Here is a 25,417-nt window from a genome sequence, read left to right as displayed (position 1 = left end):
GGGCGAGCGGTCGCTCCGGCGTCCGTTATGCGGCGTATGCCTGGGCGCCTCTTCTAGATCACCGAGGCTCTCCCGAATTGGCCAGCAGGATCCGCCTGGGATGGGAGCATTCGGGCATGGGGTCGGGGGCAGGGCCGGAGCGGGGTGCGTCCGCGCGTGCCGCCGCGGGCGCGGGCGCGGACCCGGAGGAGGACCGCGGGCCGCGAGCGCGGGCTCCCTGGCCCGCGCGGCTGCCGAGCCTGGCGGAACGGCGCCGGTCGGCCGGCGCCGGCCCGAGCCGGCGCCGGATGCTGGTCGCGGGCACCGGGGCGTTGGTCGGCGTCGCGGGCCTCGCGGCAGCCGGTGGCGCGGTGTACGAAGGCTGGCTGCCGGGCCGGCCCCGGCTCATCAGGACGATCGAAGGCTGCGGGAGCCCCGGAACCCCGCCCGCGGGCGTCACCACCGGCCCCGTCACCACCACGACGTTCACCAGCGCCGCCCGCCGCCGTGACGTCAGCCTGGTCGTCGCCTACCCACCCGGCTACGCCCCTCGACACACCACCGGCACCGGAGCGAGCAGCGGTACCGCCGCCGGTAGCCCGGTCAGTCGTGCCGACGCCGGAGCCAGGGGCGCCGACGCCGGAGCCAGGGGCGCCGCGACGGGCGGCGACCTCGCGGCGCTGCCGCTCTGCCTGGTGCTGCATGGACTGGGCAGCACGGCAGGCGACCTCGTCACCGGGCTGGCCGGGCCTGCATACCTGGCGGCGGCGACAGCCTCCGGAGTGGCACCGTTCGCGCTGGCCGCGGTCGACGGCGGTGAGACGTACTGGCATCGGCGCGCGAACGGCGACGACCCCGAGAGGATGCTGCTGGACGAGGTACTGCCCCGGCTCGCGGCGCAGGGGATCCGGGTCGACCGGTTCGGCGTGCTCGGCTGGTCGATGGGCGGCTATGGCGGGCTGCTGCTGGCCCGGCGGCACCCAGCGCGGGTCGTCGCCGTCGCCGCAAGCAGCCCAGCGGTCTGGCGCAGCTACGGCGACGCCGCCCCCGGCGCGTTCGACTCGGCCGCCGACTTCGCGGCCAACCGCGTGCTCGGCATCGGGCCGGCCCGCGGAGTCAGCTACCGCATCGACTGCGGCAACGCGGATCCGTTCAGCCCCGTCGACCACGACCTGGCACGGCAACTCGGCGCGGCCGAGCGCGGATTCGCTGTGGGCTGTCACGACTTCGGCTTCTGGCGCCGCCAGCTTCCCGCCCAGCTCGCGTTCCTCAGCGACGCCCTGTCCGGCTAGGACCGGCTCCCGCCGCCCTGCGCGGTCGTTGATCGCTGTCTTCGCCTCGCGCGGCTGTGATCAGGACTTTCCCACGACCACCCGAGGGCCGAAGCAACGATCACTAGCACCAAGGTGGTGGCCCGCGGCTGGCCGGGAAGCAGACGGAGATCGAGAAATGCGGACCGCGGTCCGGGCTGCCCGGCCCGAGGTCGGGAAGCACCCTGGGTCCGGGAAGACGGCGGGGGCGCCCGACGGTTGTGCGAAGACGTGACATCGCAGCCTGGTGGGCTCGCGCCCGCGCCGTTCGCCCTGCCGTTGTCGGTGCTCGACCTCGTACCGGTCGGGACCGGAGTGACGCCCGGGGACGCCATCCGCAACTCGCTCCACCTGGCCCGACGGACCGAGCAGCTGGGCTTCACCCGTTACTGGCTGGCCGAACACCACGGCATGCCGGGGATCGCGAGCGCCGCGACGGCACTGCTGATCGGCCAGGTCGCGGCCGCCACCGAGACGATCCGGGTCGGCTCCGGCGGAGTGATGCTGCCCAACCACGCGCCGTTGGTCGTGGCCGAGCAGTTCGGCACGCTCGGCGCGATGTTCCCCGGCCGGATCGACCTGGGCCTCGGTCGCGCCCCCGGCACCGACCAGGCGACGGCGCGGGCACTGCGCCGGACCCAGGCCTCCCCGAGCGGCTTCGCCGATCGGGGAGGAACCCCGGGCCGCTTCCTCGTCGAGGACGAGTTCCCCGACCAGATTGCCGAGCTGACGACCTTCCTGGCCGGCGCCGAGTTCCCCAAGGGCCATCGGCTGCACGGCGTGACCGCCTTCCCGCGCGCCGAGATGCCGCCGATCTGGCTGCTCGGGTCCAGCGGCTACAGCGCCCAGGTGGCGGGCATCCTGTCGCTGCCGTTCGCGTTCGCGCACCACTTCAGTGCGCAGAACACGCTGCCGGCCCTGGAGCTGTACCGCTCCTCGTTCCGGCCATCGGCCGGCCGCGAGCGGCCGTACGCGATGGTGGCCGCCGCCGTGCTGGTGGCCGACACCGACGAGCAGGCGGAGTGGCTCGCCGGCCCGATCCGGCTGACCATGATGCGCCTGCGGACGGGCCGGCCCGGGACGTACCCGACGCCCGAGGAGGCCGCCGCCTACCCCTGGACCGACCAGGAGCGCGAGGTCGCGCGCCAGGCGACCGCCTCGCACGTCGTCGGCTCGCCGGAGAGGGTCCGCCGCGGGTTGCGCCAGCTGCTCGACGCGACCGGCGCCGACGAGCTGATGGTCACCACCAACGTGCACGCCCACACAGATCGCGTTCACTCCTACGAGCTGCTCGCCGGGCTCGGCGGGGACCTCGTGCCGTCCCGGACGCCCGCCGGCGCGGTCGGGGAGGCTACCCGCCCGGCCGGGTGAGGTCCGCCCGGCGGCGGGCGGCGACACGGTTCCTGACGTCAGGCGAACGGCGCCGGGCAGGCGGGCGCCGTTCGGCAGCCAGGGCGGGACGTCGGGCGGCGGCGTCAGGCCGCCGGGCGGGCGGCGTCGGCCGCGGCGGCGAGGTCGCGGGCGGGCTTGGCGGGCCGGGTCATCTTCGACGGGTGCAGCACCTTCTGGGTGATGCGGGCGACCAGCCCGCGCGGCAGGAACCGTGGCGCGTTCGCCGTCAGGCGGTACATCCACCCGTCGATGGCATACGGCGCGCCGCGCTTCAGGCCCCGGAAGGCGGTGGCGACGACCTCGTCCGGGGTCCGCAGCCGGCCTCCGGTCGCGACCTCGTAACCGAGGCCCTCGAAGAAGTCGGTGTCCGTCTGGGCCGGGCACAGCGCCATGATCTTTACGCCGCGGTCGCGGTACTCGGCCCACAGGGCGGTGGTGAACGAGAGCACGAACGCCTTCGCCGCGCCGTAGACGGCCATGTGCGGCACGGCCTGGAACGCCTGCACCGAGCTGAGGTTGATCAGGATGCCGCGGTCACGCTCGAGCATCCCGGGCAGGAACAGCCGGGTCATCCGCTCGACGGCGGCGCACAGCAGCATCACCTCGCGGTGGTGCAGGCCCTGGTCAAGATCATGATAGTAGCCGTGCTGCCCGAAGCCGGCGTTGTTGACCAGGATGTCGATCGTGAGCCCCAGCTCCGCCACCCGCGCGGCGAGCCGGTCCGGGCCCTCCTCCAGCGCGAGGTCGACGGCGATCTCGTGCACCGTCACCGGATGGCGCCGCCGCAGCCAGGCCGCGGCCGCGGGCAGCTTCTCGTTGGGCAGCGCGGCGATCACCACGTCCGCGCCGCGGCTCGCGAACCCGTCCGCCAGAGCCAGACCGATGCCCGACGAGGCACCCGTGACCAGGGCGGTCTGCCCCCTGTAGTCGTTCACCTAGATCACGCTCTTCCCGCCGCGGACACCTGCCGCCGTTCGACGGCAACCCGGTACATCTTCCGGATTGTGGCGAAGCGGCCAGAGCCATCTTGGGCCATCGGCGGGGGTAGATCTTCACGTGGTGGCTACATCTGTACCCTTACGGGAGTGTCAAGTGCCCCTATGAGCACATTCAGCCACCCTAGGTCGGTCAATCGTGACGACCTGCTCATCAGGCAAACGGGAATACAACCGACAGCGATCCGTGATCGACGGGCAGGATCTGAAGAGTCAGAAAGGCGACACGACCGGCCACGTCAGCCGTCCAGCAGCGCCCGCAGCGCCTTGCGGTCGGTCTTCAGCACGCTGGTCAGCGGGATCGCGTCGACGACCAGCACCTCGCGTGGGTACTTCACCGCCGAGATCCGCTCCCGCGCGAAGGCGACGAGATCCGCCGGCGTCACCGTCGCCCCCGGCGCGAGCTGGACGAAGGCGACGACCTCCTCGCCATGCGCCGCGCCCGGCCGGCCGACCACTCCACAGCCGACCACGTCGGGGTGGGTGAGCAGCACGTCCTCGACGTCGCGCGGGTACACGTTGAAGCCGTTGCGGATGATGACGTCCTTGATCCGGTCGACGACGTAGAGATAGCCGTCGTCGTCGTACTTCCCGATGTCGCCGGTGTGCAGCCAGCCGCCGCGCAGCACCTGCGCTGTCTCCTCGGGGGCGTTCCAGTAGCCGCGCATCAGCGACGGCCCGCGCAGGCAGATCTCGCCCTCCTCGCCGGCCACCGCCTCGGTGCCGTCGCGCCGCTCGATGCGCACCTCGACCCCCGCGGCGGGCTTCCCGACGCTGCCGAGCCGGATGGCCCCGCGCGGCGCGGACGAGACGATCGCCGCCGCCTCGGTGCAGCCGTAGCCCTCGGCCAGGGCGATGTGCGGCAGCCGGCGCTGCCACTCCAGACCGGTCTCCCGCGGCAGCGCGGCACTGCCGCTGACGACCCTGCGCAGGCTGGACGTGTCGTAGCTCTCGACCGGCATGTCCAGCAGCATCCGGATCATCATCGGCACGAGGGCACTGATCCGCACCTGGTGACGGGCGACGAGGGTCAGGAACCCGACCGGGTCGAACCACCGCATCAACACCGACGTACCCGGCATCGAGGCATGCAGGGCCATCACGTTGATGGCCAGCCCATAGACGTGCGACAGGGGCAGCGGGGACAGCCCGACCAGCCTGCCGCCGTCCTCGGGCGCCTCCTCCTCATGGGAGAGGTGGGCCGCCCAGGCGGCGGACGACAGCGCGTCGTGGGTGAGCACGACGCCCTTGGAACGGCCGGTGGTGCCGCCGGTGTAGAGCAGCGCCGCCATCTCGGTGGACACAGTGTCGACCAGCCCGGCCGCGTCGGCGGCCTCCAGCTCGGCGAAGTCGACCACAGGCGGCACCCGGCCGGCGCCGCCCGCGAGGTCGGTGCCCCCGGCGAGGCCGCCGGTGTCGCCGGCGACCACGACGGCGGCGACCGTCGGCACATCGGAGGCCGCTCCCAGCACCTTGGCCAGGAACTCCGGCGTGGTGACGACGAAACAGGCGCCGCTGTCGGTCAGCACGTGCTTCAGCTCCGGCTCGCTGAGCAGGAACAGCACCGGCGTGACGACCGCGCCGGCCCGCCAGACCGCCGAGTAGGTGATCCCGACCTCGGGGCAGTTGGCCATGCAGACGACGACCCGGTCGCCCGGACGCAGACCGGCGGCCCGCATCCCACCGGACAGCCGGGCGGCCCGCTCGGTCAGCTGGGTGCCGGTCCAGCGCTGGTCCTCGAAATGGAGCAGCGTCTCATCGCCCACCCGCTCCTGGGCCAGCTCGGCCAGGAGGCCGAGGCTGCTGCCGGTAGCCATGGTCCCGGTCACCGTCATCGCGTCACGTTCCCTTCGGGCCCGGCCGACCGGCGATCGAGCCGGCAGCAGGTCGGATGCTCGTGAGGTACGACACACAGCCGCGGCTGGAATGCTGCACCCTCCGCGCCGCCGACACCAGAGATCCACTCCGTGACGCGCCAGCGGTGGTCAGAAGGCCTGGCCCTCGCCTCGACAGGTCGGGACCGGCCGGACCGAGCCGTCAGCCTCCACCAGCTGCGGCAGGTTGACGTGCTCGCACAGCTCGCCCGCCTTGGCGTGCCGGAACCAGACCAGGTCGCCGATCTCGAGCCGGTCTGCCGCCGGGCCGCGCAGCGGGGTCCGCACTCCGCCGGCGCCCTCCGAACCGACGAACCGGAGGCCGGCCGGATGCACGGGCTGGGGCACCCGGTCCGGTCCTGGCGGCCCGGACGCGATCCAGCCACCGCCGGCGGCCGTCACGATCCCGGGCGCCGGGCGCCGGGCGGCGCACCACCGGCAGTGCGAACAGGGCGGGTGGGCCGGGTGGGCCGACACCGCCCTGATCCGTCCCCGCGAGACCGCCGCAAGATCACATCCGGCTCTGGCGCGCATAGGGCAAGATGAGACGGCGAACGCCAGTCATCTCACCGGTGCCCCGGACCCGGCTGCGCGGGGAACCAGGCGCGGACGCTCGGAGGAAATCAGTGGGCTCTTCCGCCGGCTGGCGGCAAAGGCGGTCGGGAACCCCGACGGCGTGGGCGAACTGGGCCGGCAACCAGACGGCGACCCCGGCCGAGGTTGCGCACCCGGCTGGCCCCGACGAGGTCGCGGCCCTGGTACGCAAGGCCGTCGACGGCGGTTCGCGGCTGCGGCCCATCGGGACCGGCCACTCGTTCACCGCGATCGGGCGGCCCGACGGCCCGGACACGACCCAGCTGGTGCTGGACCGGTGCGCCGACCTGCTTGCGCTGGACGCCGCGAGCGGGCTGGTGACCGTGGGCGCCGGGATGACGTTGAGCCGGCTCAACCGGCTCCTCGCCGAGGCGGGGCTGGCATTGACCAACCTCGGTGACATCGAACAGCAGACGATCGCCGGGGCGCTGGCGACCGGGACACACGGCACCGGCGCCCGGTTCGGCGGGCTCGCGACCCAGGTACGGGCCTTCGAGCTCGTCCGGGGGGACGGGGAGATCGTGCTGTGCTCGGTGCATGACCACGCCGACCTGTTCGCCGCCGCACGGGTGGGGCTGGGCGCCGTCGGGGTCGTCACGTCGGTGACGCTCCAGGCGGTACCGCTGTTCGCGCTGCGGGCCGAGGAGGGCTCAGCCCGGCTGCCTGAGCTCCTCGACGGTCTCGACGAGTTCGCCGACGGTGCGGACCATGCCGAGTTCTACTGGTTCCCGCATACCGATCGCACACTGACGAAGCGCAACACCCGGATTTCGCTGTCCGCCGGGCAGAGCGAACTCGACCCACTGGGCCGGGTACGCGGGTGGTTCTCCGACGAGTTCCTGTCCAACCGGGTCTTCGGGATGGTCGTCGCCGCCGGCCGGCACGCGCCGCGCACCATTTCGCCGGCGGCCAGGGTCAGCTCTCGGGCACTCGGCGCCCGCACCTTCACCGACCTTTCCTACAAGGTCTTCACCTCGGCGCGCCGGGTGCGTTTCAAGGAGATGGAGTACGCCCTGCCGAGGGCCGGGCTGGTCGGCGCGGTCCGCGAGCTGACGGCCGCGGTGGAACGCTCCGGCCTGCGGATCTCCTTCCCGGTCGAGGTACGGGTCTCGGCGCCGGACGAGATCTGGCTGTCGACGGCGCACGGCCGGGAGACCGGCTACGTCGCGGTGCACGTCGACCACGGCACCCCGCACGAGGAATATTTCGCGATGGTCGAGGCAATCATGACCTCGGCCGGTGGCCGGCCGCACTGGGGAAAGCTGCACACCCAGACCGCCGAGACCCTCCGCCCGCGCTACCCGAAATTCGACGACTTCCGAGCCGTCCGCGCCCAGAGCGACCCAGCCGGCATCTTCACCAACGACTACCTCGACCAGGTCCTGGGGCCCGTCGGCGAATAGCGCCGCAGGGATACGCCGTCAGTTGGGGAAACCGTAGAGGAACCAGCCGTCGACCAGCCAGGGCGACGTCGGTCCGGAGCTTGAGACGTACGGCCGTTGCCCCCAGCCGGCGAGCATCCCGCCGGCGACCAGGGCGATCAGGCCGATGGGAAAGGCCGCGGACCAGACCCAGGGCTGCGGCGAGATCGCTCTCGGTAGCGTATGGCAACCCAAGGTAGTCGGATTCGGTCGGCACGGATAGGCCGGCAGCGACGTGAACCGCCTGTGGTTACCGGGTTTTCGGATCAACTCAAAGTACTTCTCCAGGCCCGACCAGACTGGAAGCGTAGTTTGATCAATCCGGACTGTTATCTTGCCGCAGCCCTGGACCAGACCCGCCTGTTCCGTACGACGGCCAGAATGCCAGCGCGCATCCCGCGCTCGCCCTCTCTGTTCCCGCGGCGAGACATCCGGGCGACGATCAGCGGTACTCGGGGAGCGCGGTGTCGCTGACATCCCAGGAGTCGGCGGCCCAGTCGTCCAGCTGCCAGGGCGCGGACGGCTCCGCACGTTCCAGCTCGATGCGCAGGGTGTAGCCGGGCTCGCTCAGCCATCCGCGGGGATAGCCGAGTCGATCCTGTAGATGGGCCACGCCTTCGCCTCCTTCACCCGTGCCGCCGTCGTGTCCGGTCTCACGACCAGGCCCACCACGGCTTCCGAAGCCGGGCGGAAGCGTACCGTCGCGGACCGGTTGCGTCGGCCCGCTGTCGAGTGCGAGACAAAGGCTCGGAGCGAGGCCGGTGCGGCTGGTTCTGGTGCCGCGACCGTCAACGTCTGCCCCCGCCTTGATCGCTGTTTTCGTCCTCTGGTGGCTACGAAACAGCGCCGGATACGACCACCGGAGGGTCGAAACAGCGATCTGGGGGAGGCCGAAGCCGGCCGAACCTCGGCGGAGTTGGTTCTAGAACTCGTGGCGGACGTCGGCCCATTCGCCGTGGGTGATGGCGTGGAGCTCGTCGGGATTCGTCGGGAAGACGGCGTTGGGAGTTCCGGCCGCGGCCCACAGCTCGGCGTGGGCGAGCAGGTCACGGTCGAGAAGGATGCGCATGTCGGTGGCGTGCGCAACCGGGGGAACGCCCCCGATGGCGTAGCCAGTCGCCTCGCGGACGGTCTTCGCGCCGGCGCGGCCCACCTGGCTGCCTAGCAGCGCCGAGACCTTGTCGGTGTCGACCTGGTTCAGACCCGACGCGAGCACCATGACGGGCTGGTCCCCAGCCAGGAAGACCAGGCTTTTCACGATCTGCCCGACCGACGTGCCGAGCGCTTCGGCGGCCTCGTTCGCGGTGTGCGAGCTGTTCGGCAGCTCACGGGCTTCGCCAGTGCCGCCCAGCTCGCGCAGGCGCTCCTGAAAACGCTCCACCGTCGGATGCATGGCGTTCCCTGCTTCTTGATCGGATATTCAGGACGTGCTGTGCTGGTCTATCAGGGCCCGGCGGCCCGCGCACACGCATCGACGCTGGGCACTCCGTTCCCTGAGCGTCCGTCAGTCATCCGTTGGCCCATGACGTCCCACAGCGAGAGGGACACTCCGCGCGGCTCGTTGGCCCGCCCGGCGTGATAACCCGCTGGTCAACCATGGCCGACGCGCGGTGACCCCCGATTCCAGCCCCGTTTTCGCGCCCCGTCCATGAACGGCGCGGGCGCCGAGGAGGTCAAAGATTAGCCGGCCGCTCCAGCCACCTGGGTGCCGGCCGTCACCAGCCCGAGAACCGGGCCGTTCTACGCCATCACGGCTGGCTGGGGGACGCCCGGGCGAACCGCGGCCGGGGGCGGGCAGATGCCTGGCAGCAACGGGGTCTCGGCCTCGGCGACCCGGGCCGCGTCCACCAGCGCGCGCACCACGGCCGCGAGGTGCGGCGCGCCGCCGGATCCGCGCCGCAGCGCCACCGCGAGCCGGCGCACCGGCGGGTCCACGAGCGGCCGCAGCACCACCCGGTCCGTCGAGCACAGCCCGGCGAGCCGCGGGATGAGCGAGATCCCGCAGCCGGCGGCGATCAGGCTGAGCACCGCCGGGAAGTCGTCGCTGCGGTGGCGGATCCGCGGCGCGAAGCCGGCTACCGCGCAGCCCGCCAGCATGATCTGCAAGCAGGCGGTCCCCGGCCGGCTCGCGATGAAGTCCTCGTCGGCGAGCTGGGCGAGCCGGATCCGGTCGAGGGCGGCAAGCGGGTGGTCGCGCGGCAGCGCGACGTCGAAGAGGTCGTCCAGCAGCCCGACTGTCTCGAACCGGCCGTCGTCGGGGTGGGTGGAGACGAAGTCGCACGCGAGGTCGAGCTCGCCGCCGATCAGCATGTCGTAGCAGTCGGGTGGCATCACGTCGACGATGGTGATGTCGATGCCCGGATGGGTCTCGCGCAGCCGCTCAATCGCGGGGGCGACAATTCCGACGATCGCCGTCGGGAACGCGGAGATCGTCACCGGGCCGATCCGGCCCGCGTCGAACGCCGCGAGGTCGGCCTCGGCTCGCTCCAGCTGAGCGAAGATCTCGTCCGCGTGCCGCAGCAGCACCCGGGCCGCCGGCGTCAGCCGGACGTTGCGTCCGACCTGGTCAAGCAGGGGCACACCGGACTCGCGGGCGAGCGCCGCCAGCTGCTGGCTGACGGCGGACGGGGTCAGATGCAGCGCGGCGGCGGTCGCCGCCACCGTGCCCCGGCAGTCCAGCTCACGCAGCAGGCGGAGCCGTCGAACATCGATCACGTAGAACAGCTTAACGGTGTCGGCAAGAAAAATTAGATGGACCGGAGGATCGAACACCCGTCACTCTCAACGCATGGTCATCGTTGCTCTCATCACCCTGGCGGTCCTGCTGATCGTGGCGACTGTCCGGCGCTTCGGCGCCGACTCCCGCGACGGCCGGGACTGGCGCAGGGCCACCTCGTCCACCCTCGACGAAAGCCATCCCTGGACCGCCGGCTACCGCGACATTCCCCGACTCCATGACGTCCACGCCCGCCAGGAGACCCTGACCGGCTCGCGCGAACGCGGCCTGTTCGGGTGACCCCGGCCACCGGCGACCCGAGAGCCGGCGCATGACACCGCCGGCGATCCGAAAACGGCGGCACCCGTCAGTGACGGGTGCCGCCGTCCAGCCGGGTCAGGAGGTCGCGGCGGCCTCGGCGCCGGCCGGAGCGCCGACATCCTCGCCTAGGTAGGCCTGGCGGACGCGGTCGTCGGCGAGCAGCACGCCGGCCGGCCCGTCGAGCACGACCCGGCCCGTCTCCAGCACATAGCCCCTGTCCGCGATCCGCAGCGCCTGAGCGGCGTTCTGCTCGACGAGCAGCACGGCCACGCCGGTGGCGTTGATCTGCGCGATGACCTCGAAGATCGTCTGGACGATCAGCGGCGCCAGGCCCATCGACGGCTCGTCGAGCAGCAGCAGCCGCGGCCTGCTCATCAGGGCCCGGCCGATCGCCAGCATCTGCTGCTCACCGCCGGAGAGCGTGCCCCCGGCCTGACCGATCCGCTCCTTGAGCCGCGGGAACATTCCGAAGACCATCTCCAGGTCGTCGGCGACGTGTCTGCGGTCGTGGAACGCGCCCATCAGCAGGTTCTCGCGGACCGACATCGACGGGAAGATCCGCCGGCCCTCCGGTGAGTGCGCGACGCCGCGCCGGATCAGCTGATGCGCGGGGATGCGCGACAGCGGCTCGCCGTCGAGGAGTACCTGCCCGGCCCGCGGCCGCAACAGCCCGGAGATGGTACGCAGCGTCGTCGTCTTGCCGGCGCCGTTCGCGCCCAGCAGCGTGACGATCTCACCGGCGTCGACCGTCAGCCGAGCTCCGCGCAGCGCGGTGACGGCACCGTAGGCGACCTCGACGTCGACGAGCTCCAGCAGCATCAGGACTGGTCCTTCCCCGTGATGGTGACGGAGGCGGGCTCGTCGCTCTGGGCTCCCAGATACGCCTCGATGACCGCCGGGTCGCGCTGCACCTCGGCGGGCGTGCCATGCGCGATGACCTGTCCGAAGTTCAGCACGACGACGCTCGCCGCGACCGACATGACCAGCCGCATGTCGTGCTCGATGAGCAGCACCGACACGCCGGTCTCGGCGATGGCGCGGATCAGGTTGGCCAGTTCCAGCTTCTCGGACGGGTTCGTGCCGGCAGCCGGCTCGTCGAGCAGCAGCAGCCTCGGCTCGGTCGCCATCGCCCGGGCGATCTCCAGGCGGCGCTGCTCGCCATAGGGCAACGACGAGGAAAGCTCGTGCAGCCGGTGTTCCAGCCCCACCAGCCGCATCAGCTCGACCGAGCGCGCCACCCCGTCGCGGTCCTCCCGCCGGGCCCGCGGCGTTCCGAAGATCGCGCCGAGCGCGCCGTGGCGCTGGCGCATCTCGGCGCCGATCTGCACGTTCTCCAGCGCGGACAGCGCCGGGAACAGCCGGATGTTCTGGAAGGTCCGGGCGACCCCGAGCTTGGTGATGGAGTGCGGCGTCCGGCCGACGATCGAGTACGCCTTCTGCGGCGTCGGCGCGAACCGCACCGAGCCTTCCTGCGGCTTGTAGGCCCCGGTCAGGCAGTTGAACAGCGAAGTCTTGCCGGCGCCGTTCGGGCCGATGACGGCGAGGATCTCGCCGCGCCGGTGCCGCAGGGAGACCCCGTTGAGACTGGTCACGCCGCCGAACCGCAGCGTGAGGTCCTGCGCGTCGACGACCACGTCACCGCCGGGGCCGTCAGCGGCCGAGGCCGCGGTCGCGGCGGTGGCCGCCACGGCCACGGCCTCGGCGGTGCCCCGGTCCACGCCCGGGCCGGATGCACGGTGCTTGCTCATGAGGCCAGGTCCTCCGAGATCGGCGCGGAACCGAGCGAGTCCGCGTGGCCGATGCCCTGCTCGGCCAGCTTGATCTCCCGCCCGCGCCGCCGCGACGGGACGACACCCTGCGGCCGGAAGATCATCATCACGATGACGACCGCGCCGAACCAGATATAGCGGTCCGTCGCCGGAACCTTGTCTCGCAGGTAGAACGCCAGGCCCTGCAGGACCACCGACCCGACGACCACGCCCAGCCGGTTGCCCATGCCGCCGAAGATGACGATCGTCACCACGAGGAACGACGCCTGCAGGCTGAAGACACCGGGGTTGAAGAACTGCTTGCTCGCGAACAGCACCCCGGCGAAGCCGGAGACCGACGCGCCGATCGCGAACGCCAGCAGCTTCATCCGCAGCGTCGGGACGCCGGTCGCCTCGGCGGCGATCTCGTCCTCCCGGATCGCCGCCCAGGCCCGGCCGATTCTCGACCGTTCCAGCCGGCCGAGCGCGAGCATCACGACGACGATGATGACGAGCAGCAGGTAGTAGTACGGCCTCGGATCCAGCTTCCAGGCGTAGTTCAGGCCGCCGATGTGAATCGAGAGGTGCGGCACGCCGAACGCGCCGCGCGGCCCGTTCGTCCACGACGAGTTGTTCGCGATCAGCTGGATGATCTCGCCGAACCCGAGCGTCACGATCGCCAGGTAGTCACCGCGCAGCCGCAGCGTCGGCGCGCCCAGGATGATGCCGGCGAGCGCGGCGAGCACGAACGCGATCGGGAACACGAAGAACGGGTTCAGGCTGAACGGCGCGTGCACCGGCAGCGGCGGTGACGTGTGCTTGTACGAGAAGTAGGCCGTCGCGTAGGCGCCGATCGCGAAGAAGGCGATGTAGCCCAGGTCGAGCATGCCGGCATAGCCGATGACGACGTTGAGGCCGAGCGCGAGCAGCGCGTAGATGCCGATGTCGTTGACCATCGACTGCTGCGCGGCCGTCGAGAAGAACATCGGCGCGAGGATCGCGAGCACCAGCAGCACGAGGTTCAGGCCGATCGGGGCGTACCGGTTGCCGGTCACGACGGCGGCCGGCCCGCGGGCCTGGTCGACCGGGATCTGGAGCAGCGACCGCAGCGGCGGCCACAACGCGACCACCACCCACATCACCACGGCGATGACCAGGAAGGTGACGATCCTGGGCCCGAAGATGGACTGGGCCACGGCGTGCGCCGGCTTGTCCGGCGAGCCGTCCTTGCCCGTCATCACGGCGAGGACCAGGCTCAGCAGCACCCAGGTGCCGAGCAGCCGCAGGCCCTTGAGGCTGAAGAGGGCACCGGTGACGACAGCGCCGATCCCGGGGCGGCCGGCGGGCGCGGGCGGGGCGGACGCGGGCGGCGACGGTTGCGACATGGTCGGCGCGGCGCTCATGCGGCCCTCCCCAGCCGCTCGCCGAGCAGGCCGGTCGGCCGGATCATCAGGATCAGCACCAGTACCAGGAACGCGATGACGTCCTTGTACGACGCCTGGAAGATGAAACCGCCGTAGCTCTCGATCAGGCCGAGCGTGATACCGCCGAGCACCGCCCCGCGCACATTGCCGATGCCGCCGAGAACCGCGGCGGTGAAGGCCTTGACGCCGGGCAGGAAACCCATGTTGTTCGCGGCGGTGAACGTCATCGCCTGCAGGAAGCCACCGGCACCCGCCAGCGCTCCACCGATGACGAAGGTCAGCACGATGACCCGCTCGACGTTGACGCCCATCATGATCGCCGTGTCGGCGTCCTGAGCGACCGCGCGGATGCTCTGACCGAGGCGGGTGCGAGCGACCAGCGTGTCGAGAACGATGAGCATGAACGCGGCGACCGCGATGATGACCAGCGTCTGGGTGTTCACCTTGCCGGTGAAGATGTGGAACACGACGCCGTTGGTGAACGTCGGCGGGAGCGGCACGTTCTGGTGCCCCCACAGCTTGCCGGCCATGTTCACCGCGAAGCCGGACGCGCCGATGGCGCTGATCAGGTAGGCCAGCCGGGGCGCGTTGCGCTTCCGCAGCGGGCGGTAGGCCACTCGTTCGAGCACGAACGCGGCGAGCGCGCCGGACGCCGCGCCGGCGATGAGCCCGACCATCACGATCCCGACCGAGGCCATTCCGGACGGGGTGTGGTCGAACGCGTGGATGATTGGCCGGGCAGCAAACAGGCCACCGAAGGCGCCCAGCATGAAGACCTCGCTGTGCGCGAAGTTGATCAGCTGCAGGACGCCGTACACCAGCGTGTAGCCGAGCGCGATGACGGCATACAACGAGCCCGACATCAGCCCGTCGATGGTTAGCTGCCAGAACTGGTGGACGAAGCCCATGCATCCGCCTTGTCGAAGATCGTCCGCCGCCGCGGGAGCGACGGATCACGGTCGCTTACTCCCGCGGCCAGGTCACTCGGGGGCCCGACGCCGGCGACCGAGTCCGGTCCCGGCGTCCAGGCGGGCGCCCGCTCAGCCGTCCGGCAGGCGGCGCGGCGCCGTCGAGACATCTCCAGGCCCCCGGAAAGCCGGATCGGGCGGCGGCCGATGCGCGCCCGCCGCCCGATCCATGAGGTCCCAGGCCGGCCCCGCGGCGAGGAGCGCCATGGGCCGGCTCCCGCCGCGTGCGGCGCGCTGGCCTCACGCGGCGGGTCCGGGCGGCTGGGTCAGCCGCCGATCAGCTTCGAGGTCTGGCCGAGGACGGTCAGCTGGCCGTCCTTCACCTGGTAGATGTAGAACGACGCGTCGGTGACCTCACCGGTGGGCGTGAACTTGATCTGCTTGGTCAGGCCCTTGATGTCGATCTTGCCGAACGCGGCCGAGACCGACTCGCGGGTCGCGCCCGTGCCCAGCTGCTTGAGCACCGCGATGATCCCGTTGGTCGCGTCGTACGCCTCGGCCGAGTAGGTACCCGGCTCGGCGCCACCGTTGGTGCTCTTGTACGACGTCACGAACGCGGAGGCGTTCGGGTCGGCGCCGGCCAGGAGGCACGGGCAGCTGATGAGGGCACCCTCAGCGTTGGCCGCGCCGGCCTGCTTGATGTACTCCGGGTCCAGCGAGCCGTCACCTGACATGATCTTGCCGGTGAAGCCGGCGCTCTTGAGCGCCTTGGTCAGCAGCGCGAACTCGGCGTAGTAGCCCGAGTAGTACAGGACGTCCGGCTTCGCCGCCACGATCTTGGTGGCCTCAGCCGTGTAGTCCTTGGTCGGGTTGATCGAGTCGTGCGTGAACTTCGTGCCGTCAGAGGTCAGCGTCGTCTCGATGACCTTGGAGAGGCCGGCGCCGTACTCCGAGGCGTCGTCCAGCGAGTAGACGCTGGCCGGCTTGAGGACCTTGGAGATGTAGTCGGCGGCGGCCTTGCCCTGGCCGGCGTCGGTCGCGATGACCCGGTAGAAGGTCTTGAAGCCCAGTGTGGTCAGGGCCGGGTTGGTGGCCGACGGGCTGACCGACAGCAGGTTCGCATCCGTGAAGAGCTGCTCGCTGGCCTTGGTCGCGCCGGAGAACATCGGGCCGACCATCGCGATGACGTCCGAGTTGTCGACCAGCTTCTGGGCGGCGGTCGGCGCGACGGCCGGGTCGCCCTGGTCGTCGGACTGGACGAGCTTCAGGGTGAACGGCAGCGACGAGTCCGCGTTCGCCTCGGCGATCGCGGTCTTCACACCGTCGAGGCCGTTGATGCCCAGCTGCTGGTTGTCACCGGACAGCGGGCCCTGGAAGCCGATCGTGAACGTCTTCTTGCCACTGCCGGACGAGCCGCTGCTGCCGCTGCTGCCACAGGCGGCAGCGGTCAGCGCGACCGCCGACGCGAGCGCCAGCGCCCCAACGAGCCTGCGCCTTTCCATCAACTTCCTCCTACGTGTGCCGGGCATGACCCCCACCCGCGAACGCCGCCGCTCCCACGTCCGACGCCCGGCCCATCCGGCCGGCCACCCCAAGGACGCGAGGAGGCGCGCGCCCGGTCATGGAGATCGGAACCGGTGCGGTCTCCCCTGCTCCCAACGCCCGTGACCAGCGGAACCGGAAGATCTCCGACTCTCTGGTGCAGTCCGCGCCGAGTTGGCGGAAACCTAGCCAACCCGAGCGCAGGCGGGTAGGGCAGTTGAGCTCTTGTTACACGTAGGACATATTCCAGGCACTTTCGCGCCGCATCCGTTCACAATGCACGGCCTGAGGCCTCCGGCTGGCAACACCAGCCCCACAGGACCACGGGCAGGTCAGAGCGCCTCACCGGCACCGCGCCAGCCGCCGCAGGCCGCCGGAAGATCAGCCGCAGCCGCAGGCGCCACCGCAGCAGCCACCGCCGCCGCCCATGGGAACCGAGGCACCCACCGGCGCGGACGAGCCGCGGCTGACCGCCACCGCAGAGAAGACCCGCGAGGTCTCGGTGTGACCGGCCGGGCAGGGCACCGCCGAGGCAGGCGCGTCCTCGGTTATCCCGCGACGCACCTCGAACGAGGAGTCACAGACCCGGCAGCGGTAGTCGTAACGAGCCATGGCTTGAGAATAGGGAACGCGGACTCCGGTGTCCGCCGGTCCTCACGTCATCTCAGGTCAGGGCGCCCGGTGGCCGGCCGACCGCCCCTTGCGCCGGGTGCCACGGGTGGGCGGCGGGCGGTTCGCGACGATCGCGGCAATCGGCGGGATCACCATCGCCACCACGGCCATGGCGATGGCGGCCGGTACGGAGACCGGCCGCACCACCGTACCGGCGAGGATGAACAGCCCCAGCGCCACGGTCGTCATCACGAGGTAGCCGCGCCTGACCTCCCGGCTGGCCCCGGGGAAGGCCGCGGGAGGCGGCGGTCCATCGCCGGGCTGGGCACCGTCGGCGGCCTGGGCCACGCGGGCGCTGCTGGTGGCGAGGTACTCGTCGTAGCCGGCCCGGCCGGCTGGGTCACCAAGGATGTGGTACGCGGTGGTGAGCCGCTGGAAGGCGGCCGCACTGCCCCCGGCATCCGGGTGCAGCTCCCGGGCGGCGTGCCGGTACGCGGCCCTGATCTCGTCCGCCGTGGCCGACGGCGGGACACCGAGGAGGCCGTACAGCGTCGTCCGCCTGGTCATGGCGGCCTCCTCTCACGGCGGCCCCGCGCCCGGGCCCACGGGCAGCCCGCCCGCTCGCCCCGCCGGCACCATGTCCGGCGACCCGGCGCGTGGCGGCTGACCGGCACCTACCCGAGCAGGGCTCCTCGACCTCCCGTCGATCGATGATCACAGAACGGGACGCGAGATGTGGGCGAATCACGGCGACAAAGCGGGCCACCTCGTCGCAGGAACCCGGCCAGACTGGCGTACTTGTCGCACTTTGTTCGTATCGGTCGCCGAAGGCGTCACTGCTATCTCCTTCTGTCATCAGGAGCCTGGTTGGGGCCGTTGTTCCGACCCCTAGCGAGCAAATGCGATGCTGAGAGTCGCCAACTGCCCACGGTATGCATCAGGCGGGCTGATTATTGGCGAGCTGGACAGGCCTCGAAGCGGACGGAGCCATGGCGGATCAGCTGCATGACCTACCGCGACCGAGCCCTCGCCCCGAGGCCGTCGGCGAGCCCACGGGCGACGGCGCGCGGGAGCTCGCGGGAATCGTCACCGAGTTCGCCCGACTGACCGGGGACGCACGGGCGGCCGCCAGCCTGACGGTGACCGGGCCCGCCGACGTGCTGCCCAGCCTGTACCGGGTCACCGCCGCGGCGACCATCGCGACCGCGGCCGCCGCGCACGGCGCCGCCGAGCTGTGGGCCGCGCGCTCGGGAGACGACTGCCCTCCGGTCACCGTCGACACCCGGCACGCTGCCGCCGCGTTCCGCGGTGAGCGGCTGCTGCGGATCGGCGGGCAGCCGGCACCGAGCCCGTCGGATCCGCTGACCGGCTACTACACGACCCGGGACGACCGGTGGATCCAGGTGCACTGCAACCTGCCGCACCACCGCGCCGGCGTCCTCGAGCTGCTCGGTGCCCGGGCCGAGCCGGCCTCCGTCGCCCAGGCCATCGCCCGCCACGACGCGGCCAGCCTGGAGGCCGAGCTGCAGTCGATGGGCATGTGCGCCACGATGGCCCGCGCCGAGCCGGAGTGGTGGGCCCACCCGGCCGGGCACGCCGTCGCCGGGCTGCCGCTGATCGAGATCGAGCAACTGGACGAGGGTGTACCGCCGGCCGGGCCATCCGCGATGGCGCGGTTCCGCGGGACCACCGTGCCGTCGGCGCCGGCGCAGGCGTTGTCGGCGCAGGCGCAGGCGGTGGCGTCGCCGGCCCGCCCGGCGGCCGGGCTGCGGGTGCTGGACATGACCCGCGCGACCGCCGGTCCCGTCTGTGGCCGGGCGCTGGCCTCGTTCGGCGCGGACGTGCTGCGGGTGGGCGCGGCGCACCTGCCGGACAGCCGGACACTCCTGATCGACACAGGGTTCGGCAAGCGCGGCACGTTCCTGAACCTGCGGGTCGGGACCGATGCCCGGCGGCTGCGCGACCTGGTCGCCGCGGCGGACGTCGTCATCCAGGCCTACCGGCCGAAGGCACTGGACCGGCTCGGGTTCGGGCCGGAGGACCTGGCCAGGATCCGACCCGGCCTCGTGTGCGCGACGATCAGCGCCTACGGCCGGCTCGGGCCGTGGAGCGGGCTGCGCGGCTTCGACGGCCTGGTGCAGACGGCGTCCGGGCTCGCGGTCGAGTCCGCCCGGGCAGCCGGGTCGGACCGGCCGCAGCCGCTGCCCGCGTCGGCGCTGAGCCACGCCACCGGCCACCTCGCCGCGTACGGGGTGCTGGCCGCGCTCGCCCGCCGCGAGGGAGCCGGCGGCAGCTGGCACGTCCGGCTCTCACTGGCCCAGACGGGCCGCTGGCTGATGGGCCTGGGGCAACGGGACACCCTGGCCCAGCCGGGCCTGAGCGACGCCGACGTCGACCCGTTCCGGCGCACCATGCGCAGCGAGTTCGGCGAGCTCTCCTACATCGCCGCGCCCGGTGTGGTCGGCGGCGCCGCGCGCGGCTACGACCGCCCACCCAGCTCACTGGGCGCGCACTCCCCGGGCTGGGCGCCCATCCGCTGACCGCGCCGCCGGTCAGCATGGCCCGCGGCGTCCGGCCTGACGGAACCGAACAGCTCGCGGCAACAAGGCCACCTACGCGCGCTCCGCATTACTTTCAGGGCAGAACGGCCACGCGGCCAATGAGGGCGGAATTTCGGGTTGAATGCACCGCGCGGCGAGCCTCGTCCCGGCAGGTTCCGGGCGGTCACGGAGCTAACTCTGGGAACCGTGCTTCGGATGGCTCACGCGGCTGCGCGCAGGAGCCGAGCCAGGATCATCGCGAGACGGGACCGAGTCATCGGAGTCGCCGCGGCGGCGGCGCGCGCGTGTGCGGGTACCTACGTCCACCTGCCGCTCACGCTGTCCGGCCGCCGCCGCGGCGCGGTCGGCGAAAAGACGCTGTCTGATCAGATCAAGGGTCTGCTCGCGCTCTACCTGATCCAGTCCGGCCGCGAGGGTTTGAAACAAACCACCAGCAGCGGGTCGCCGGCCGTTTTCACTCGTCGCACCCATGCCTGGATGCCTACCCGGTCATTCGAGGGCTATTCCTGTTACCGTCCGTGTCCGCCCGGGTCGAGACGCTCCCGCCGGTTGGCCGCGCGGTACGCGGCTCGTCCGGTTCGGTGCCGGCCGAGCGAGCCACGGCCGGTACCGCGGCTGGGCCGCAGCCCGACGGCACCGCCGGCTCGGGCGGTCCCGCGGCCGGGTCGGGCGGGCTGACCCGCCACCCGCGCCCCCGGCGCCGCCGCTGCGGTGACCGGCACTCGTCCGGCCCCGCGAGCCCTGCGGCGACGACCTGGTCGAGAGTCGGCACCGTCCAGTCGGTGCCCGGCCGGCCCAGGATCACCCGGGCCGCCACACACAGCGCCCAGACGCCGAGCACCGCGCCGAGCGCCATCACATCCAGGCCGCCGACCAGCCATGACAGCCCCAGGATGACGGCCGCCAGCACGAGGCACAGCGTGATCAGGCCCAGCAGGCCGCTGACGCCGGCGGACAGACCGTGGCTCGCCGGCCGCGTCGGCCGCGGCCACCAGGAGGGGTGCCGGCCAGCGGCCGCGGGCGGGCCGTCCGTGGCGCCGGTCCCGCTGCCCCGCCACCGCGGCAACCCGGTCCGCCTCGGCCCGTTGCCCACGTCGGGGTCAGGCCGTCGCGGTCCGGCGCCAGCCGGCCGCCCCGGCCCGGTCCCCTCGGCGGTCTGCGCCGCGCGCGGCGAGATGGGGCCGGGCTGGCCGTCGGTCGTGCCGCTTCCTGGCCGGGAGTCGAGGCGGCGATCGTCGGTGCGCCGTCGCCGAGCCTGGCTTGACGGCGCGGGGCCCGTGGTTGCGGGGGCGGCGGGGGAGCTCGGCTGGCGGGTCGGAAGCAGTCCTCGGACCAGCCGCCGGTCGCCCGCACCCGAGTCGCGGCGTTCCATGCCGCGCTCCTGCCCACCGTCGCCGGGGTAATACGGGGCAGGGACCTTCAGCCCGGCCAACCTGGTCTGATCGCGCCAAGGGCGTGGAGGCGGCACTCTGTCCACGCCGTTCTCCGCACCCTTGGGCGGGATCCTCGCCAAAGCGACGGCATCCGTGAGTCGTCCCTGGCAGCTGCTAGTACCGGGCCTTCTCCACGTGAGCTCCGCTGTGGACGGCGCGCCAGAGCTCGCCGACGGAGCCGAACTGGCCGTGCTTCGGCGCCTGGCGGATCTCCTCGACCACGTGGTCGGGAGCGTTGTGGTCACGCAGGTGGCCCATGACCCCGTCGCGGTCGGCCGGGAACACGGCCCGGCCTAGCCAACGGGCCAGCTCCGAGCGTTCCTCGACATCGCTGAGGCTCATCCCGCGCGGGGCGCTACCGCGGCCCATCCCGTCCGGGCGGTCCAACGCCACTGGGACGTCGTCGGTCGACGGCTCGGGCGACCTCCACTCGGCGGCGTGGGTCTGCCTGCGGGCTCGGACGTAGTCGCGCACCTCGTCGGCCATCGCCTCATCGAGCTGCGGGCCGTGCTTGGCGCTGCCTCGGTCCATCGGCTGCTCCCGTCACGTGATGCCGGGCCTTATGCCTCGGCGGTCGTGGGTGCCTGGGGCTGCGTGGCCGCTGAGCTGTCGTGGGCTCCACTCGGAAATCGGCCCGAGCCCGGACCGGGACCTACCCGGACGGGTGTCGGCAAAGCACGGTGGTCCATGGCCCAGACCCCGAGCAAGGAAGACGGCACTCGGTGTCAAATTGGCCGCACGCATGTCAGGTCGGGGGTGAAAGCGGAATTGTCGGTACTTTTTCGACCCGCAGACCTCGTTCTCGACGGACTTGGCACCGCTTCTCCGGCGATTCCGCCACAGCATGGCCTGATGCGGATGATTATGATCCCATCCCAGCAAGACCGCGGGCTGGCAGCCACCGACCTAGACCACGGACCGACGACCACGGACGACCAAGCCGCACCGGCGCCCCCGCCAGCCTTCGGACCCTCGAATCCAACCGAGCGGCTCCGATCCCCTGTTGCCTTCGACATCCCACGGTCCTTCGCGGTCCTTGGTCCTTCGATGTCCCCGGCTCGAGACGCGCCATCCGGTGCCCGACGTGAACGGACACAGACCCTGAACACGCACACACTTCCCAACCATTCGGCAGGGAATGGTGGACGGACCATCGTGTCGGTACCGTCCGGAGCTGCCGTCGACGGCGCGGCAGACCTGTCTGCCAACCCAGGCCACCTGGCCCGCCGGCTGCAGCAGGTCATTCATCAGCTATGGACGACCTCGGTGTCCACCGAGACCACGCCGCCCCAGTTCGTCGTCCTGAACAGCCTGCGGGCGGCGCCGGACATCGACCAGCGCACGCTCGGCGAGCGGGCCTGCCTGGACCGCTCGACCGTCGCGGACGTGGTCGCGCGCCTCGTCCAGCGCGGCCTGATCCGCCGGGTCCGCGACCCGCACGACGGCCGGCGCAACGTGCTGCGGCTGACCACGCGTGGGGAGGGGACCCACACCGAGGTGGCGCACCGCGCACAGACCATGAACGAGCAGTTGCTGGCGCCGCTGTCCGGCGACGAGCAGCTGGCCCTCGTCACCCTGCTCAACCGGGTCGTCGACGCGCACCCCGCCGGCCGTCCCGGCGGCGCCGAGGCCGACCCGGACTGACTCGCCACGGGGCTGCGCGGGGGCTGACCTGACGGGCAGCTCCCAGCGTGTCCCCGTCTCGCCAACCGGACCGGCGAACGCGGGACGCGGCCGGGTTGGTTCGGCCGCGTCCCAGCAGCGGTCGCGGCTAGGCGTCCTGCGTCGTCGTGACCTCCTGCGTGGCGGGGGTGGCCGGCTTCGGCGGCTCGGGGCGCCACGAGCTGCCCAACAGCGCGGCCGCGCCGAGCACGCCCATCCCCACGGCGATCAGACCGCCAAGCCAGCCGTCCAGGTTGTCGTCGATGGTGGCCAGGTGGTCGATCGAGGCATAACCCGGGCCGAAGGTCGCGATCGCCGCGCAGACAACCGCGATCATGAGGACGTACTCGTACCCCTGGCCCGGCTTGAAGATGAAGAAGCCGTTCTTGCGATGCGCCGTCATACCCGCAACGATCATGATGCCGATGATCGCGCCGGCGCTGAGCGGCGTGAGGAAGCCGGCGGCCAGGCCCACCCCGGCGGCGAGCTCCATCAGTCCGCTCGCCCAGGCGTGCACGATCCCCGGCTTGAGACCCATGCTCGCGAACCACCCCGCGGTACCGTTGATCCCACCCGGACCGAAGATGTGGTTGTAGCCGTGCGCGACGATCGTCAGACCCACGACGATCCGAAGCACGAGGTCCGCGGTGTCCGCTGCGGTCACGAGAACTCCCCTCCACTGCCATCCGCGAGTGAACGCGAAACACGAGCCCATCTGCCGGGAATCTATAGTTCATGGGCACTCACTCGCTCGTGGTACCGCTTGGGGTAACATCGCCGCGACAATTTGGGGCACCCTGGTCACCGCCTGGTTCCGGCCGGTGAGCTGACGCAGCTCACCGCACCGGCGGAGCCACTCTCAGCAAAGCGTGAACGTCGTCGTCGGTCGGCGGGCCGAAGTCACGGTAGTACTCGCCGACGGCCATGAAGTCCGGCGGCGTCAGCGGGCACACCAGTTCGTCCACCTCGGCGCGCACCGCCAGCGCCCCGTCCGGAGACGCTACCGGCAGCGCCGCGACCACCCGCCGCGGGCCAGCCCGGCGTACCGCCCGGGCGGCGACGACCATGGTCGCCCCCGTGGCCAGGCCGTCATCGACGAGCACGACCGTCCGGCCGGCGAGCGGCGGCGGTGCGCGGCCTTCCCGGTAGACGCGCTCGCGGCGCGCCAGCTCCGCAGCCTCCCGGACGGCGACCGCCTCGATCGCCTCGGAGGTCAGGCCGAGCCGCTCGACGGCCCGGGTGTTCAGCACCCTGACCCCGCCGGCCGCGATCGCGCCGAGGGCGAACTCCGGCTGCCCCGGCGCGCCCAGCTTGCGGACCACGAGGGCATCGAGCGGGGCGCCCAGCCGGCGCGCGACCTCGGCCGCGACCGGCACTCCGCCTCTGGGCAGGCCCAGCACCGTCACCGGCTCCTCGTCGCCGGAGGCGTCGCGGAGCACGGCGCCCCGGCGGGAGACGACCGTCCCGGCGATCACGTCGGCAACCAGGTCGCCGAGGAACCGCCCCGCCGCCCGCCGATCGGTGTAACCGGCCATGCGCACGGCGTACCCATGGCTGGTCCGAGCACGCCCACCAACCAGGCCGCTCGCCGGTTCGATCTCCGCCGCGGCGCCGGCCGTCAGCTTGGGCCGGCGGAGGCGCCGTGCGCGGCCAGGTAGGCCACCGACTGGCGGCTGACGAGCTGGACCAGGTCACCGAGAGTGAGGTCGAACTCGTCGAAGTGCAGCCCCCAGGTCGGCAGCGTGTCGAGCGTGGGAAGGGCGCGCTGGTCGACATAGGCGGGCCGGACGGAGATGTCGAGCCAGGCCCTGTTCCCGGACTGTCGACAGTTCGCGGACAGGAAGTTCGGATAGGTCACGAATCCGGTCGACGCGACCGGCAGGTCGGTCGACGACAGCCCCGGGAGCAGGTCACCGCCATCCGGGGCCCCGTCCGGCAGCAGCCCGGCCGTCGGCAGGTAGGGCGCCAGGGCGGCCGCACCGCCGCCGAGGGCCGCGGGGTTGGTACAGAGCGTCTGCAGGTTCAGCGTGCCAGCCGGAGCGGCGACGCCGCGGGACGGCGCGTTCGGCTGGCCGAACCAGGCGTCCGCGGGAGGCGTTCCCTCGTACGCCGAGTACGCCACCACACAGCCGAACTCGTCGTGACGCTGGCAGGCCGGGATCTGGGCCAGGTCACCGCCGACGAGCGAGCCGTGGCGGACTCGCACGTCGGCACCGACCAGCAGCGCGGAGACGAGCAGCGCCCGCTGGCCCTCGTTCGGCTCGATCTCGTCGTGCAGCAGGCGCAGCAGCATCTCCGCGCCCTGGTCGTCGCCGATCAGCACTACAGGCCGGCCACGGTTGTCGTTCAGCAGGTAGTCGTTCCACGCGGACTGGACGTCCGCGAAGGCGAGCTGGCGGGCGCTGTCGGACGGGCCGCCGTGCTGCAGCCGGGAGACGACCGAGTACTGCTCGTAGACCGGGGCGAACACCCGGCAGTCGGCGCCGAACCGGGCCGCCTGCGTGCGGACGACCGCGACCTCGGTGTCGGTGGCCTTCAGCGGCGCGTTGGCCAGCGCGACCTGCGAGACGGTCGGATAGACGTAGAAACAGTCGACCTCGGGGTTCGTCGCGGCCCGGTAGGCGTCCGTCCCGGTCGGTCCGGTGGGGCCGAGAATGGTCGCGTCCAGGTTGGTTGCGCAGTTGTCGTCAATCGTCCCCGGCCGGCAGACCCAGACCGTCGGATGGGCCATGACGAGGCTCGAACCCGTTGTCAGCGCACCCGGCGCCGTCGCCGGGCCCCGCGCCTGTCCACACGCGGAACCGAGCACCACCGTCGCGACCACGAGCAGGCCGAGGCGTTCCCATCGCCTTGACCGAGGAGCAGGCGTCCTCGACACCGTCAGGCCAACGGGAAAGGGCTCATCAGCCGGGCAGCGGCGCATTG

At 71.9% G+C, this 25,417-nt stretch carries 24 protein-coding genes; 6 read left to right on the top strand and 18 right to left on the bottom strand.

The window, feature by feature from the left end; all coding sequences use genetic code 11:
• Positions 1–116 precede the first annotated feature (116 nt).
• Together FRADC12_RS15360 and FRADC12_RS15355 are read left to right on the top strand one after the other, a co-directional pair.
• The gene (locus FRADC12_RS15360) at positions 117–1,271 is read left to right on the top strand and encodes an alpha/beta hydrolase-fold protein (protein WP_045877166.1); all 1,155 of its coding nucleotides are present in this window, start codon (positions 117–119) and stop codon (positions 1,269–1,271) included.
• A gap of 249 nt (positions 1,272–1,520) precedes the next feature.
• Entirely contained in the window at positions 1,521–2,660 is a 1,140-nt protein-coding gene (locus FRADC12_RS15355) for an LLM class flavin-dependent oxidoreductase (RefSeq protein ID WP_232303818.1), read from the top strand.
• Positions 2,661–2,764: 104 nt separating this feature from the next.
• Here FRADC12_RS15355 and FRADC12_RS15350 read toward each other — a convergent pair whose 3' ends face one another.
• The 3 genes from FRADC12_RS15350 to FRADC12_RS15340 all read right to left on the bottom strand — a co-directional run bounded on the left by FRADC12_RS15350 (position 2,765) and on the right by FRADC12_RS15340 (position 6,027).
• Positions 2,765–3,616, bottom strand: a complete 852-nt coding sequence (locus FRADC12_RS15350) for an SDR family NAD(P)-dependent oxidoreductase (protein ID WP_045877165.1) — start codon at positions 3,614–3,616, stop codon at positions 2,765–2,767.
• Between the two features lie 299 nt (positions 3,617–3,915).
• Positions 3,916–5,511: a class I adenylate-forming enzyme family protein gene (locus FRADC12_RS15345; RefSeq protein ID WP_045877164.1), complete on the bottom strand. Its 1,596-nt coding sequence runs from the start codon at positions 5,509–5,511 to the stop codon at positions 3,916–3,918.
• 150 nt (positions 5,512–5,661) lie between these two features.
• Positions 5,662–6,027: a type III PLP-dependent enzyme domain-containing protein gene (locus FRADC12_RS15340; protein WP_198152914.1), complete on the bottom strand. Its 366-nt coding sequence runs from the start codon at positions 6,025–6,027 to the stop codon at positions 5,662–5,664.
• Between the two features lie 149 nt (positions 6,028–6,176).
• Here FRADC12_RS15340 and FRADC12_RS15335 point away from each other — a divergent pair, with 149 nt between their 5' ends.
• A complete protein-coding gene (locus tag FRADC12_RS15335) occupies positions 6,177–7,547 on the top strand; it encodes a D-arabinono-1,4-lactone oxidase (protein WP_045877162.1) in 1,371 nt (456 codons plus the stop codon).
• 460 nt (positions 7,548–8,007) lie between these two features.
• On the opposite strand, the gene FRADC12_RS31365 is transcribed toward FRADC12_RS15335, so the two are convergent.
• The 3 genes from FRADC12_RS31365 to FRADC12_RS15320 form a co-directional block, all read right to left on the bottom strand.
• Positions 8,008–8,178, bottom strand: a complete 171-nt coding sequence (locus FRADC12_RS31365; protein ID WP_157488875.1) for a hypothetical protein — start codon at positions 8,176–8,178, stop codon at positions 8,008–8,010.
• A 309-nt stretch (positions 8,179–8,487) separates the two neighbouring features.
• Positions 8,488–8,958, bottom strand: coding sequence for a YbaK/EbsC family protein (locus tag FRADC12_RS15325; protein WP_045877160.1), 471 nt, complete (start codon positions 8,956–8,958; stop codon positions 8,488–8,490).
• A gap of 347 nt (positions 8,959–9,305) precedes the next feature.
• Positions 9,306–10,337, bottom strand: coding sequence for a LysR family transcriptional regulator (locus tag FRADC12_RS15320; protein ID WP_232303817.1), 1,032 nt, complete (start codon positions 10,335–10,337; stop codon positions 9,306–9,308).
• Positions 10,338–10,353: 16 nt separating this feature from the next.
• On the opposite strand from FRADC12_RS15320, the gene FRADC12_RS15315 reads away from it, so the two are divergent.
• The gene (locus tag FRADC12_RS15315) at positions 10,354–10,581 is read left to right on the top strand and encodes a hypothetical protein (protein ID WP_045877159.1); all 228 of its coding nucleotides are present in this window, start codon (positions 10,354–10,356) and stop codon (positions 10,579–10,581) included.
• A 96-nt stretch (positions 10,582–10,677) separates the two neighbouring features.
• Here FRADC12_RS15315 and FRADC12_RS15310 read toward each other — a convergent pair whose 3' ends face one another.
• The 7 genes from FRADC12_RS15310 to FRADC12_RS15285 all read right to left on the bottom strand — a co-directional run bounded on the left by FRADC12_RS15310 (position 10,678) and on the right by FRADC12_RS15285 (position 17,403).
• The gene (locus FRADC12_RS15310) at positions 10,678–11,421 is read right to left on the bottom strand and encodes an ABC transporter ATP-binding protein (protein WP_045877158.1); all 744 of its coding nucleotides are present in this window, start codon (positions 11,419–11,421) and stop codon (positions 10,678–10,680) included.
• Positions 11,421–12,350 carry an ABC transporter ATP-binding protein gene (locus FRADC12_RS15305; protein ID WP_084010785.1) on the bottom strand — a complete coding sequence of 310 codons (930 nt, stop codon included), beginning with the start codon at positions 12,348–12,350 and terminating at the stop codon, positions 11,421–11,423. Before FRADC12_RS15305 ends, FRADC12_RS15310 begins: the two co-directional genes overlap by 1 nt.
• Positions 12,347–13,753 carry a branched-chain amino acid ABC transporter permease gene (locus FRADC12_RS15300; RefSeq protein WP_045877157.1) on the bottom strand — a complete coding sequence of 469 codons (1,407 nt, stop codon included), beginning with the start codon at positions 13,751–13,753 and terminating at the stop codon, positions 12,347–12,349. The genes FRADC12_RS15305 and FRADC12_RS15300 overlap by 4 nt, the downstream gene beginning before the upstream one ends.
• Positions 13,750–14,682, bottom strand: a complete 933-nt coding sequence (locus FRADC12_RS15295) for a branched-chain amino acid ABC transporter permease (protein WP_045877156.1) — start codon at positions 14,680–14,682, stop codon at positions 13,750–13,752. The genes FRADC12_RS15300 and FRADC12_RS15295 overlap by 4 nt, the downstream gene beginning before the upstream one ends.
• 326 nt (positions 14,683–15,008) lie before the next feature.
• Positions 15,009–16,184, bottom strand: coding sequence for a branched-chain amino acid ABC transporter substrate-binding protein (locus tag FRADC12_RS15290; protein WP_052710932.1), 1,176 nt, complete (start codon positions 16,182–16,184; stop codon positions 15,009–15,011).
• A gap of 421 nt (positions 16,185–16,605) precedes the next feature.
• Positions 16,606–16,836, bottom strand: coding sequence for an FmdB family zinc ribbon protein (locus tag FRADC12_RS29885; RefSeq protein WP_084010783.1), 231 nt, complete (start codon positions 16,834–16,836; stop codon positions 16,606–16,608).
• Between the two features lie 57 nt (positions 16,837–16,893).
• Positions 16,894–17,403 carry a J domain-containing protein gene (locus tag FRADC12_RS15285; protein WP_045877155.1) on the bottom strand — a complete coding sequence of 170 codons (510 nt, stop codon included), beginning with the start codon at positions 17,401–17,403 and terminating at the stop codon, positions 16,894–16,896.
• 422 nt (positions 17,404–17,825) lie between these two features.
• Between FRADC12_RS15285 and FRADC12_RS15280 the strand changes: the two genes are divergently transcribed.
• A complete protein-coding gene (locus FRADC12_RS15280) occupies positions 17,826–19,376 on the top strand; it encodes a CoA transferase (RefSeq protein WP_052710931.1) in 1,551 nt (516 codons plus the stop codon).
• A 502-nt stretch (positions 19,377–19,878) separates the two neighbouring features.
• Here the strand turns inward: FRADC12_RS15280 and FRADC12_RS15275 are convergent.
• The gene (locus tag FRADC12_RS15275) at positions 19,879–20,769 is read right to left on the bottom strand and encodes a hypothetical protein (protein ID WP_045877154.1); all 891 of its coding nucleotides are present in this window, start codon (positions 20,767–20,769) and stop codon (positions 19,879–19,881) included.
• Between the two features lie 175 nt (positions 20,770–20,944).
• Positions 20,945–21,361: a DUF2795 domain-containing protein gene (locus FRADC12_RS15270; RefSeq protein ID WP_045877153.1), complete on the bottom strand. Its 417-nt coding sequence runs from the start codon at positions 21,359–21,361 to the stop codon at positions 20,945–20,947.
• A 624-nt stretch (positions 21,362–21,985) separates the two neighbouring features.
• On the opposite strand from FRADC12_RS15270, the gene FRADC12_RS15265 reads away from it, so the two are divergent.
• A complete protein-coding gene (locus FRADC12_RS15265; protein ID WP_045877152.1) occupies positions 21,986–22,474 on the top strand; it encodes a MarR family winged helix-turn-helix transcriptional regulator in 489 nt (162 codons plus the stop codon).
• A 127-nt stretch (positions 22,475–22,601) separates the two neighbouring features.
• On the opposite strand, the gene FRADC12_RS15260 is transcribed toward FRADC12_RS15265, so the two are convergent.
• The 3 genes from FRADC12_RS15260 to FRADC12_RS15250 all read right to left on the bottom strand — a co-directional run bounded on the left by FRADC12_RS15260 (position 22,602) and on the right by FRADC12_RS15250 (position 25,223).
• Positions 22,602–23,156: a DoxX family protein gene (locus FRADC12_RS15260; protein ID WP_045877151.1), complete on the bottom strand. Its 555-nt coding sequence runs from the start codon at positions 23,154–23,156 to the stop codon at positions 22,602–22,604.
• A 172-nt stretch (positions 23,157–23,328) separates the two neighbouring features.
• On the bottom strand, positions 23,329–24,027 hold the full coding sequence (locus tag FRADC12_RS15255; RefSeq protein ID WP_052710930.1) for a phosphoribosyltransferase: 699 nt from the start codon (positions 24,025–24,027) through the stop codon (positions 23,329–23,331).
• Positions 24,028–24,110: 83 nt separating this feature from the next.
• Positions 24,111–25,223: a DUF3089 domain-containing protein gene (locus FRADC12_RS15250; protein WP_232303816.1), complete on the bottom strand. Its 1,113-nt coding sequence runs from the start codon at positions 25,221–25,223 to the stop codon at positions 24,111–24,113.
• Positions 25,224–25,417 lie beyond the last annotated feature (194 nt).

This window comes from Pseudofrankia sp. DC12 (genome assembly GCF_000966285.1).
GTDB lineage: Bacteria > Actinomycetota > Actinomycetes > Frankiales > Frankiaceae > Pseudofrankia.
Note: the sequence above shows the minus strand (reverse complement) of the source record. Positions and strands in the feature narration are given on the sequence as shown.